Consider the following 11,739-nt stretch of genomic DNA (forward strand, 5'->3'; position numbering starts at 1 on the left):
GCTATCCTTTCGGCAGGATGACGCCGGCGCGACCGTCCTTCTGGACTTCGCGGCCCTGCGCCCTTGCCCAATCCATGACCCTCGGGCCGATCATCACATCGCTGGCGTCGTCGTACAGAATGACCTTGCAACGGTCTCCGAGCCGTTCGAAGAATTTTAGCCTGTCACCCAGCTTGCGCGGCGGTCCATCAACGAAAGCCAGCCCGAATGCCTCGGGAAGTTCGTCGGTGAGGTCGTACCAGCCGTCTTTCAGATCGGCCGTGACCAAGACGATATTGCTTGACACGCCAGCGACGGCGGCCATTTGTTCCAACTTCTCGGCATAGTGCGGGTCATGCTCCACGCACCAGATTTTCGCTCCGGTCGCCGCCATGGCGATGGTGGAAAGCCCGGAGCCGATTTCCAGCACGGGGCCATCGGAAGACCGCGCCAGCCCAACAGCCAGTTGCAGGACATCTGGTGCGGCTGACCATTTGTTGCCGAGTGCCTTGAAGACTTCTTCGAAGGTGGCGAGCTTCGCGTCTCTTGCCTGGATGCGCTCAACCAGCCATGGGAGAGAGGTTCCGTTCCGGCGCCGCAAGGATGCCCCAAGGGTGTCTTTCAGCACCGCCTTGCCGCAATGGCCGAGCTTTAGTTCGGGAGCAGCGAAGACCTTGCCGCCCATCTCCCGCCAGACCATGCAGAAGCGAATATCGCCGCCCCTGCGCCCGCCGCCAAAATAGTCCCTTTCGAACAGGACGGGATGCAGCCCGTCATTCTTGAGGAAGTGCTTGGCGGTCGCGGCCATCGTCTCAAGGAGGTGGCGCTTGATCTTCATGAAGCCGGTTGGAAGCCCTTCGACCTCCAACAGACCATCCTCGTCCACATCGTTGACGCCGGCCAGCATGCGAACCGGCATGTTTTCTTCTTCGCTTTCGCGACGATAGGGATAGACGCCGCCGACGAGATCGCGATCGATCTGGCAGAGCGTCACCAGCGCGTCGGGCTCCCACGACACATCGGCGTCTAGGAAGACAAGATCCGTGCAGTCGGACTTGAGGAAATCCCCGACAACGGCATTGCGGCCGTCATCGACGTGGCAATTGCCCTGAAGGAGATAGTAGGCGGACTGGATGCCCACCGCCGTAAGCGCTTCTCGGCTTCTGGCGATGGAAAACACGTAACTGGCGTCCGGGCTGTCATAGACGGTCGTGGCCAGCATGACCTTCTGCCCGGAAGCAGAAGGCCCGGCATCATAATAGCGATAAGACACCGGGCCTCCCGATCAGGTGGTTACGATGAGGCCGAGCGCGACCAGAGCCGCCATAAGGCGGTTGGCCTTGAGCTCGTTCAGCGCAGTCGTCGCCGTCGCGGTATTCGGCCAGGTGACCGAAGGACGCGCGATAGGCGTCGAAAGCGCATAGAATGCCAGTTTGTCCGTCGCGGACTGGCCGAGTCGGGTCCCATCCGGACCCTTATCGGAAAGCTGTTTTGCACCCATGAGAGTGTCCTTTCTTCAGATTTGAGGGGATTAGATGTCGGCCGCGAGCGAGGCGCGGACGGCAAGACGCGGATCGATCGTGTCCGTGCCGTACAGAACGTCCAGACGCCAGTTGCTGTCGTCGTTGGTGCCGTCATAGTACGGGATGACACGGACGCTGACGCCCTTGAAGGTGCGGCGGGCAACGTCGATGGCGCCGGGAGGCGATACCAGCGGGACCATCGTCAGGGCGAACGCGTTCTTGTGGAAGAACAGGTTCTGGACATAGCCGGTGGAGGCCACGCCCTGCCAGGTGACGGTGTTGTCGTTGATGTCGGTGCCGGTCGAGAGATGGCATGTCTTCTGAGCGCCCGAGAGGATGATGGGCGGCCAGATCAGCACGTCGGACTCGTTGCCCGAGCCGACAGCGTCAGCCATGACGACGAACTTCTTGAGGTGCCCAAGAGTTTCCTTCGTCACCGGGTTGACATCGTACACGTCCGAAATCGTGAACGTGTCGCCATACTTGATGGTCGAGGTCGCGCCTGCATAGCCATCCATGTGGATGGTGATGGAGGTCGAGTCCTTCACGCTCGCCCAGGTGAACGTACCATCAACGATCGTGAGATCGATCAGGTCCGTGCCGGTGCGGTCGCCGGTGGTGTGGGTCGGGACGTTCTGCGACATGTAGGTATCGACATTGCCGACGCGGCCGATGCGAGCCTTGCGGAAGGCATCCTTGGCAACGTCCTGCATGTAGAGGGCGGTCGAAGAACCGAGCATGGCCCAATGATCAGCCGGCGACAGAACCGCATAGCGGTCTTCCTGCGGCACGGAGGTCTTGTCCATGTATTCCGGGGCAAGGGCGAAATCGGCAAACGAGTTGATGCCGCCCGAGGGGATGGTCACATTGCCCGGGATGTTCTTGTACTCGGCCATCAGATCGCGATCGATCTGGTTGGCAAGCTGGATCATCGCCGGCTTGATGACGCGCTCGGAAAGCTGCTTGATCTGCAGGGTCAGGTCCTGAGACGAGAACTTGAAATCGACGCCCTTCTGCTTGTCAACGGTGACCGGGATTTTGCCTTCCACGACATCCTGAATGGCGGCAACCTTGCCGTCGCGGACGGTGAAGTCAGTCGGGCGGCGGATGGAAACGGTTTCGCCGACCTTATAGCCGTTGATGTTCTTGGAAAACTCGTCTTCGTAGCCGCGATAGACGAGATTGCCCATGACGAGTTCGTTCTCGAGGATCATCACGGCCTCTTTGGCGATGATGTCCGCAGTCAGTGTGGTGTTGGACATTGTGGTTCCTTCGGGCGGCCTTGGCCGCGTTCAAACGGGTTGAGTTAGATGCGCCCTTCTCGTTTGGCGTGCGCCACGTATTCCTCCATCGACATCTCAGCGAGGTTCTTTCGGGCTGGCGGGTTGGCCTTGGCCGCGACGACCTTCAACGGTTCGACGGAAAGCTTTGGAGCGGGTGCATTGGGTTTGGTGTTGATGGCCTGGTGGCCGAGCCATGCGAGATGGAGCGCCCGATAGACGGCCGGGGTGTACGCTCCTTTGAGCGTATTCCAGTCGAACCCGAGTTCCTTTGTCGCAAAATCGGTGACTTTCTTGTCAACCTCTTCGGACCAGCCCTTGATTTGTGTTTCGGCGTAACGGCGCGTTTCCTGAAGGCGCTTGGCAGTTTCCTGCTGCGTCTGCTCAGTGCGAGCCTTCTGCCGTTCTCCGAGGTATCCCGCGACCTCGCCGCGCGCCGCCTTCAACTGCTGGAACTTGCGAAAACCTGCCTGGGCGGCAAACAGGTCTTGCGTTTCCCATGCGTCCCAATCGACATTTTCATAGGACTTGAGGTCCGAATCGATGCTGATCAGCGCCGCGCGGGCATTCATTTCTTCTTCGCCGACCTTGGATGCCTGCTCGATTTGCGCAGCACGCGCTTCGAGTGCTCGTTCCTTTTCGGCGACTGCTTGGGTTTTACGCGTATAATCGGCCTGCCGAAGCACGCCGTCCTTGAGACCTTTCGGCCCCTTGATCTTCTTGCCGTCCCAGTCGAATTCCTCGAGTTCTTCTTCTGGGTTGGGTTCTCTTGCCTCTTCATCCTCGACTTCGCCGGGTTCGACAGGTTCGGCGGCTTCGAGGTTTTCCGGTTCGTTCGGCTCCACTGGCTCGATTGGCGCTTCCGCTTCGAGGGCAATAGATTCCTGTTCACCGTCCATGGGTGCAATCCCTTTCATGGGTTGTTGCGGTTAGAAAAAACTAGGCGGCGCCGACGCCCTGCAGATAGGCAAGGTCGGCGTTGTATTCGGCGAGGATCATTGCGTCGGTGAGGTTCCCACCGAAGCCTGCCGATGCTAACTGATATGAATTGAATGAACTGATGACGCCTGCGGTGTTGATCGCGCCGATCACTATGGCAGCCGTTGACAGTCCGGTAGATGTGACAGTTTGAGTACCGAGACTGACACCGTTCCGAAATGCGGCCATCGCAGTAGAGGTAGATCGTCTGGCAACGAAGCCTCCAGAGCTATTAGGTGACGCGCTGGTTGCGGGCGTGGCATCGACATTCAAGCGATATGAGACGGCGTCGAGTGTGGTTCGAAGGACCAGCGCTGCCTGAGATGTAGTCGCTGCCGTCCTTGATCCCATCACCACAGCACCCGACTGCGCGTCAGTCCGCGACCAGACGGACAGATGTGCGCTGTTGAGGGCAAAGTTCCCGCCTGCTGTTGATGGCGTGAAGCCTGTGGCTAGATATCCGTCTACCCCGTTGCCAGTGTAGCCGCGGTCAGCCTCGAAAGCGATGGTGCCAGTCGGGGTCAGGTTGAACGTGTCTGCCTTCCAATTGCGCTGAGCGGCCTGTGCATCGGCAGCAGCCATCATGTAGAAGGCATCTCGCAACGCCCATGCGCCTGAAGCCTTGGCAGCCAGGATGCGGTTGTTGATCAGCGTCTTCCGGGCGTCGGTCGGTGGCGTCGTGAAACGGGCAAAGAGCGCAAGTGCTTCCGGCGCGAAGACGACCTGCCTTGAACTGATGAGGCTTAGCCCGAGAGGCCCGAGCGAGAGGCCCATGCTAGTATTTCAACCCGACAAGGCTGGTTGCCGTCGTGTTGGTGGACATGACCCGATCGCACTTGACCGGCAGAATGGAACCAGCCGGAACACCAACGAACGTCACGGTCGATCCTCTGACGGTTCGAACCGCGACGTTGCCGGTCACGCCGACATAAACGGCATCGAAGGCAACAACCGTGGAATCGCTCACGGTGACGGCTGCAGCATCACCGGCTGCGAGTGCTTCAATAGGGCTTGCCATGGGTTATCCTTGCGCCGATTGGCCGTTGGGTTTTGGCTTGGCCGCTGCAATGGCGGCTTGGGTTTGCGCCTTGTAGAATTCGACTTGCTGCTGGGATTGGATCTTGGCAGCGGCGATCTTTTCCTCGCTCTGCACCTTGATCAGTTGGATTTGCTGTTCAGCCTCGATTTCGGCGATCTTCTCGCTCTTGTCGGCCTTCAACTGCTGGTTTTCCTGAGCCAGCTTCTGCATCTGCGCCTGCATTTCCTGCATCTGCTTCTGAAGCTCGGGCGGCACTTGACCAGATGCCATCTCTTCCATCTTGTCGGCGATCTTGTCGGCGCCTGGCCAATCAAGCTGCTTGGCAAGCTCCGGCATGATGATCGGAGCCGCAGCCGGGAAGGCACGGACCATCTCAGTCATAGAAGCAGCGGCTTCCTCACGTCGTGACGTGAAGCTCGGGCCAGTGGTGACAGTCAAATCGTACTTGCCCGCTGTCAGGTCGTGCATGGCCATGATGGCCTGGCCCTGCTCGTCAACCATCGGCTGCCCGGTCTTCGGATCAACCTGCGGGTATTCCTTGTTGATCGGCTTGGCTTCCTGCGTGCCGTCCTCGCCAATGATGCGAATGATCCGCTCGCCGGAATAGACTTTTGGAATGAGATCGATCAGCACACGGCCGGTGTGGCGAATGGCGCGCGACATGTTGTCGATGAAGTGGAACGTCGAAACGTCGCCCTCGCGCTGCCTGGCCATGATGGCGCGACCCGATGTTTCATTCGAACGCGCGCCCAGGGAGGCATCATAGAGGCCGATGATGGACTTGATGTCGTCGGATGCGTTCAGAGCCTCCTGAAGCGCTCCAGCAGCCGTTCCCATGTCAAGCGGCTGCCTTTGCGGAGGAAGGGCGCCCTTCTTATATTCCATGTAAGGATGGCTTTTGGTGTTGGCCGTGTTCCAGCGCTCTTGATCGACATCAAAGGCGCCCTGCTCGCCGATGTACGGCACCTTGGGTGCGAGCGCGACGAGCTCAGTTGACGCCGTGCGCCAGTAATTGAACATCCGCTGCGCATCCACAGCGTTGTGGATCAGCGAGCGGAAATAGCGCTTGCCCTCAATGTCGAACTCATCGCCATAAACCGGGATGATCGGGATGTAGCGGCCGGGCCAGTCGCGGGTTTCGAGGATTTCGGCACCGGACATGATGCGTTGCGTGACCTTGCACGACTTGGCCTGACGCTCGCGCACGACCTTGATTTGCCCAGTGGAGAGCAGGAATTGCATCTGCTCCGACTGCATGGCCTCCATATCGTGGACAGACCCATCGGAAAGCTGAAAGATGGGCCGTTCTACTTCCTCACGCGTCCACCATTCGGCAACAGTGACGAAATCGCCATCACGCCAGCTTGTGCTAACGTCATTCCATGAGGCATCGTCCCAATCGACCTGTGCCTTGTCGCCATACTGGGCTTTGAACTGCTCCTTGCTCAGCCGATCGACTACGAACGCCTTATCCCAGTCGGAACTATCGGCGTTGCGTGAGTTCGGATCGCCATAGATCGAGAACGGATTCGACACCCGGTTGATGGTGATGTCCATGTCGAACGCATCGTCATAGGCATAGTCCATGCCGACTCTGATATAGCCAAAGCCGCCCGAAACAGCGCATTCCGTGGCCGTGTCGTAAGCGGTATCGGCGTTGGAAGCATATTCGATGTTGCGGATCAGCCCGTTGATCAGTTCCGCGGTGGCGGGATCTGCTCCACTGTCGGCCGCATGAACCTTGATCGAGGGCTTGTTCTGCCGGGCATCGTTCACCACCTGGCGAATGAAGGTCGGCAGCTTGTTGATGGTGAGGCAAGGGCGGCCTTCGACCTGGCGCTGCTTGGCAACGTCAGCCGGCCATTGATCGTTCAGCCGGGAGAACGTCATGTCCGCAAGCGCGGTCGTGCGATTGGTGCTCTCTGCATCCTCGCAAGCCTGGAAATCATCCAGCGCTGCGCGAAGCAGATCGTCGTCCTCGCTGGATTTCTTGGCTTTGGCCATCTACACAAGCTCGCTCTTATGAACGCCGGCTCGGAACTGCGGCTTGATGTATTTGTCGTAAATGTACATGACCTGACGGCGGGTCATCTGGCGCGCAGCCATGATCTGACTGGCCACGATCTTCTTTCGTTGGCCGCACTTCATGGCGCACACGAAATCGATGTAAACCATGTGATGGAAGCTGCCGCGCTCAGGAAACTTCATCAGCTAACCCATCCAGCCGCCGGCACCGTAGCGAGGTGCGGCAGCGCGCTTGCGCTCTATCGGTTCTTCGTAAGCAACACACATCAGGCCGAAAGCATCGGCGCCGTGCGAAGCCCAGTCATGTTCGGGACCAAGGCCGATATTGCGGGCCTCGTCATACTTCTCGTGATACCAGCCCAGCGCGTCGATGCCGGCTGCGCATGTGGCCTCGTTGAACCAAATGGCAGGGAAGATGCGCCGTGCTGCCTCAACACGCTTGAGTGCCGCGCCCTTGCCCTGATTAGGTATGGTGCGAACCTGAAAGCCTGCCGCGGAGATATGATCCTCGAAGCGGATGGCCGTGATTGCATCCTCTTTCGCCCCGTCATGAGGCAGGATGCATTCTGCCGAGCCGTAGCCCTTGGTTCTCAGCCAATCGAGATGTGCGGCTAGCGGCTGCCTGACTGCCTCGTAATAGTCTAAGACCCGGATTTCCTTGCCGATGAACTGCGCAATCCAGATCGAGGTTGCATCGCGGACGCCTATGTCCCAGATCGCGTGAACTGGGAGAATAGGATCGCGAGCAACGTTGCCTATGCGCTTTTGCGCGCGGGCCTCAGCCAGAGATCGCGCATAGTACGCGCCAGACAGAACTGTCGCGTAATCGCCTTCCCAAATGTGCGCATATTGATCGGGGTCGTTGTTAAGGCAGTCTCGACGTTCAACATCAAGAACCGATGGAAACCATGGGTTATCAGACCAGTTCGCGCGGACGACACGAGAGCCGGTCGGAAGTGTTGCCCCTCGGAGAAGCACATCGATCGGATCGTTTTTCCTTCGTGGATTCCAGCTAGCCCAGATCTCCGAACCATCGGCCCTAATCGTCGGACGTAGCAGCGTGAGAGAGGTTGTGGAGAGGGTTTGCGCTTCTTCTGCCCAAGCACGTTTAAATCCTTCCAGAGACTTGATCGATTCCGCTGTATGGTCCTGCATGCCCTGGAACAGGATCACCCCATCGCCAGGCGTTTGTATCTTCTCGTTGAAGACCTTGAAGCCGTCAGCCTCACCCAATCGATATTCGATCAGCTTGGCCTCGATAAGTCGCTTGGCCGAATCCTTCAGGCTCTTTTGCACCTCACGGACACAGACCGAGAGCAAACCCGATCCCGATATACTCGGTTCCGCAAGGCTGTCCTCGATCAGCATCCCGGCGAAGAAATGCGACTTGCCACTGCCTCGGCCGCCGTGGGCGCCTTTGTATCGTGATGGGGCAAGCAGAGGCTCGAAAACCTCGGCAACATCAATTGCCAGCGTTCGGCCGGACAAGGCGTCTCTCGATTACATGCACCACATTGACCGGGTTGTCTTCGTCGCCTGCGAGCGTGACTGCAGACAGATCGGGCAGCGTCTTGCGCAACAGGATCTCGATCGCCTTGAGCCTGCCTGTCTCGATCTCGGCAATTTCGCCTAACGCATAGGACTGCAAGCGATTTACGAGCTGACTTGTCTGGATTGCCGAGCGGGTTTGATCCTGCTGGCGAAGGTTGAGACGGGCAGCCATGGCAGTTCCTTTCGGATTGTTGCCGGGTTTATTTCAGAGGGATTCGAACTGCTCAGCGAGGGTGCGAAGCGTCTGCGCGATGGCTGCATACTTCGATGGTTCTGGGGGTGGTGGCTCAACTACAACCGGAGGAACATAAGTGTTGTGCAGCCGGTACAGCTCACGGATTTCCAACTCAGCAGCCGACGTGCCGCCAAGCGACATATGGCCTTCCTTGACCATCCAGATGTAGGCGAAATCCATTTCCGGGTTGGGAACAAGCTTGGCCCAGCGCTCGAACATCTCTTTCGTCTGTGCCGCGGTCGGGAATTTGTATTTTCCGCGCTGGCCGGCGGTGTAGACTGACCAGTTGCCGCCGCCGAATGCCTGGAATACCGGAACAATCCGCTCAAGCTCGATGCCTGAGTCAAGTGCCGCCTTCACCATCCGATCTATGAAGTTGATATCATAGATCGTCGTGCCGTTGTCGAGCAGGCGAACCGGATAGGGGTCGATGCCGAACAGGTCAATGTGGGTGTTGGCGTAATTGTAGGTGTTGGCGAAGGTCGAAGCCTCGTATGGACCCATGTCCATCAGCGTGACGAAGGTCTTTGCACCAGGACAAGTCTCGTGGATGTAATCCGATTCCGCCATCAGATGCGCAGGATCCGTCCGGGGCTTGTATCGTCCGGTGATGTCAGGTTCGTCGCCTAGGCGGAAGCCATAGAGCTTTGGATGATTGATGAACGGGCGAACCAGCGATTGAAAGGCTGTGGTGGCGCCGACGTTATTGCCGACCCAGACAAGACCTTTCATGCCTTCAGGCAGCGCATTGAGTTGAGAGACATACGAAACGTCAGCGAGATTGAAGCCGGCTTTGGCTATGTCCGCAGCGGGTCCGTCTGTGTAATGCAGGGTCATGCTATGCTCCCTGTCAACAAGGGCTTGCAGGCGGCTGATCCAAGGATCGGCACTTGTCCGCAACGCTCACGGGCGTGAGACACTCGCGAGGCCTGCAAAGGGACGGAGCCAGCCCATCCAAGCGCCACAATTGCGGAACTTACCGGATAGACTGGCTCACTGTTTATCTGTGATTTTTGGGATTGGGTTGGGCGCAAATCGCCCGATAACGTGCACCCTAGGGGTATTCGTTACCGATGTCAATACGGAACGTGTCGTAACGATAAAGAATTTATAGCCATCCCCACGTCCTGCCTTGGTGTATGGAACTGATCGCCTCACGCGTTATGCCATACTCGGCTGCTAGGCGACTTTGAGAAACGACTCCCTTGAGCGCCACTATGCGCCGCGCGTCGATCTCACTCAGTTTGGCCAGCGGGTGGCGGCCCCCCCGGTTATGGGTTCCATGCTCCAACTTATCCGCCTCGTTTTCTGTCCTGGTTTTCCAAGACAGATGGCGCTTCGTGACGCAACCCTGCTTACCTTTGCCGCATGAGTGTGCAGCCTGATGAAATTGCGTTGGAGGTGGCCCGTTGACGCGCTCACACACAACGAGGTGGACGTATTGCATCTCCCCCTCATGTGTGAACCGACCGTACCCATTGTTGATGACGAACGGCCATATCAGGCATTCGTCGCCGTCGTGCTTGAGAACTGTTTCGTTGAAATAGCGCTCCGCAGCGCCGCGCAAGGATCTAATCCCGTCAGTACTTCCGCTGCGCTTCCACCGGCCATAATGGGGGCGACACATGCCAATAGCATGTGAAGATCTCTCGCAACCTTCGACAGAACATTGAGCAGTCATCGCGTCCCTACAGATATTCAAAATGAAGTGCGCAGGCCTTCAAATCTTCATTGAGGATGATGGCCATGTGTCGGTCATCATACCCGTATTTGGTAGCCATGTCTGAAGCTGTTGAGCCCATTACACAATAATCTACCAATCTTGCTGTCGCCCACCTGCCAATATCTTTCCGTGCGGCATCGATCTTGTCCATCGCTTCGAGACGCCCAACCTGAACGCCGCGCCACATGCCACCGCCAACGGCACCCAAGTCTGGCGAAGAGGCAGACGCGGTTCCTGCTTTCTCCCACAGAATGGCAAAGTCACAGCCAGCATGGTAAAGCGCGGTTGGTGCGCCGTCACGGGCGTAACGCCAAGAGAACGTCCCCGGCCGGCAACGAAGCGAGCGGGCTTCCGAGCGTGTCGCAGTGATGCGGACGTGCGTGTCGATCTCAACGGCGCCGTCGTAGCCTGGCGTCATCTGAATGGCCCTTCTCGGCTTCATGTGCTAGGATCTGTGTCTGGAGAGCGGATGCTTTCGGCTATTGCCCAAGCTGTATCGGCCACGAATGATGGCTCAAGTTCGCGGCCTGCGGCTTCAGCAATCTTGGCGCAGCGCTCCCGCTCTGCCATAAGCGCCTCTGCGATGAGTTTGGCGCACGTCTCGTGTGGCTTGTCGCGTATCCAGACGGATTGCATCTCCACAAGCTCCGCGGCTGTCTTGAGGATGTCCTCGGGTATCTCGCTCATGGCTCTGCTCTATTGGCTGGAGAGAGGGCGGCGCCAGCCTCCGAAAGAATGGACAGGAACGGCAAACTCACCCAATCGCCTTCGCCTTTGGCGGTCATGGGAATGCCGAGCGCTACCCGGTTAGGAACGTACTTGCGATAGGCCAACTGGCCGCTTGTCGTCAGGAATGGCTCGGTCATCTCAGGCTCCAGAAGTGATTTGCATTCTAGCCGATTTCTGCTTTAATCGCAAAGACTTAGCTACCTAACGGCCCTCAGAAACCTGCCCATCTTGGCCCTTTTCTGGGGATACGAATTCGATCCGTGGATGACCGTTGTATGATCTCGATCACCAATCAATCTGCCTATCTGTGGCAAGGAAAGAGGCGTCAGCCGAACGGCCCAATACATGACGAATTGTTTGGCGAAGACGATTTCCTGATATCGCCGGTTGCTGTGGATTTCCTTCCGGGTGACACCGAAGACACGGCAGGCCCGGCGCTCGATCTCGGCCACAGTTGGGCGGAATCGAAAGCCAGCAAGACGAAGCTCGGCCGCATATGCTCTGGCTCTTTCGGTAGCTTCTGCACGAACCCTTTCAATACGCTCCCGCTCGGCAAGTTCCGCCTCATATGTGGCGCGCTGTGCGGCAAGGCGCATTGCGCGTTCGTCCGCAAATTGCGCCGCATGACGCGCTCTAATGCCGCGTTCTGTTGCCTGATAGGCAAATACTTGCATGGT

At 58.1% G+C, this 11,739-nt stretch carries 15 protein-coding genes; all 15 read right to left on the reverse strand.

All coding sequences use genetic code 11. The annotated features are described in order from the left end of the window. Position 1: 1 nt before the first annotated feature. The 15 genes from CIT31_RS16690 to CIT31_RS36075 all read right to left on the reverse strand — a co-directional run bounded on the left by CIT31_RS16690 (position 2) and on the right by CIT31_RS36075 (position 11,736). Positions 2-1,252 carry an O-methyltransferase gene (locus CIT31_RS16690; protein WP_133116173.1) on the reverse strand — a complete coding sequence of 417 codons (1,251 nt, stop codon included), beginning with the start codon at positions 1,250-1,252 and terminating at the stop codon, positions 2-4. 12 nt (positions 1,253-1,264) lie between these two features. Next, positions 1,265-1,480, reverse strand: coding sequence for a hypothetical protein (locus CIT31_RS16695; protein WP_095519528.1), 216 nt, complete (start codon positions 1,478-1,480; stop codon positions 1,265-1,267). 30 nt (positions 1,481-1,510) lie between these two features. Further along, the gene (locus tag CIT31_RS16700; protein ID WP_095519529.1) at positions 1,511-2,764 is read right to left on the reverse strand and encodes a P22 phage major capsid protein family protein; all 1,254 of its coding nucleotides are present in this window, start codon (positions 2,762-2,764) and stop codon (positions 1,511-1,513) included. Between the two features lie 44 nt (positions 2,765-2,808). Continuing rightward, positions 2,809-3,681, reverse strand: a complete 873-nt coding sequence (locus CIT31_RS16705; RefSeq protein WP_095519530.1) for a hypothetical protein — start codon at positions 3,679-3,681, stop codon at positions 2,809-2,811. Positions 3,682-3,721: 40 nt separating this feature from the next. Next, on the reverse strand, positions 3,722-4,534 hold the full coding sequence (locus tag CIT31_RS16710; RefSeq protein ID WP_095519531.1) for a hypothetical protein: 813 nt from the start codon (positions 4,532-4,534) through the stop codon (positions 3,722-3,724). A 1-nt stretch (position 4,535) separates the two neighbouring features. Next, the gene (locus CIT31_RS16715; protein ID WP_095519532.1) at positions 4,536-4,778 is read right to left on the reverse strand and encodes a spike base protein, RCAP_Rcc01079 family; all 243 of its coding nucleotides are present in this window, start codon (positions 4,776-4,778) and stop codon (positions 4,536-4,538) included. A 3-nt stretch (positions 4,779-4,781) separates the two neighbouring features. Further along, the gene (locus CIT31_RS16720) at positions 4,782-6,803 is read right to left on the reverse strand and encodes a portal protein (RefSeq protein WP_095519533.1); all 2,022 of its coding nucleotides are present in this window, start codon (positions 6,801-6,803) and stop codon (positions 4,782-4,784) included. Then, a complete protein-coding gene (locus CIT31_RS16725; RefSeq protein WP_095519534.1) occupies positions 6,804-7,007 on the reverse strand; it encodes a hypothetical protein in 204 nt (67 codons plus the stop codon). A 3-nt stretch (positions 7,008-7,010) separates the two neighbouring features. After that, a complete protein-coding gene (locus tag CIT31_RS16730) occupies positions 7,011-8,312 on the reverse strand; it encodes a phage terminase large subunit (RefSeq protein WP_095519535.1) in 1,302 nt (433 codons plus the stop codon). Continuing rightward, positions 8,287-8,547, reverse strand: a complete 261-nt coding sequence (locus tag CIT31_RS16735; RefSeq protein WP_095519536.1) for a hypothetical protein — start codon at positions 8,545-8,547, stop codon at positions 8,287-8,289. Before CIT31_RS16735 ends, CIT31_RS16730 begins: the two co-directional genes overlap by 26 nt. A gap of 33 nt (positions 8,548-8,580) precedes the next feature. Beyond that, on the reverse strand, positions 8,581-9,447 hold the full coding sequence (locus CIT31_RS16740) for a hypothetical protein (protein WP_206073382.1): 867 nt from the start codon (positions 9,445-9,447) through the stop codon (positions 8,581-8,583). 851 nt (positions 9,448-10,298) lie between these two features. Then, positions 10,299-10,751 carry a hypothetical protein gene (locus CIT31_RS16750; protein WP_133116174.1) on the reverse strand — a complete coding sequence of 151 codons (453 nt, stop codon included), beginning with the start codon at positions 10,749-10,751 and terminating at the stop codon, positions 10,299-10,301. Between the two features lie 20 nt (positions 10,752-10,771). Further along, positions 10,772-11,020: a hypothetical protein gene (locus CIT31_RS16755; protein ID WP_095519539.1), complete on the reverse strand. Its 249-nt coding sequence runs from the start codon at positions 11,018-11,020 to the stop codon at positions 10,772-10,774. Next, entirely contained in the window at positions 11,017-11,199 is a 183-nt protein-coding gene (locus CIT31_RS16760) for a hypothetical protein (protein WP_095519540.1), read from the reverse strand. The genes CIT31_RS16755 and CIT31_RS16760 overlap by 4 nt, the downstream gene beginning before the upstream one ends. Before the next feature lie 60 nt (positions 11,200-11,259). Next, positions 11,260-11,736 (reverse strand): helix-turn-helix domain-containing protein, encoded by a 477-nt coding sequence (locus CIT31_RS36075; RefSeq protein ID WP_095519541.1) that lies wholly within the window; start codon positions 11,734-11,736, stop codon positions 11,260-11,262. Positions 11,737-11,739: the final 3 nt, after the last annotated feature.

Source organism: Mesorhizobium wenxiniae (assembly GCF_002284535.1).
GTDB classification, from domain to species: Bacteria; Pseudomonadota; Alphaproteobacteria; order Rhizobiales; family Rhizobiaceae; genus Mesorhizobium; species Mesorhizobium wenxiniae.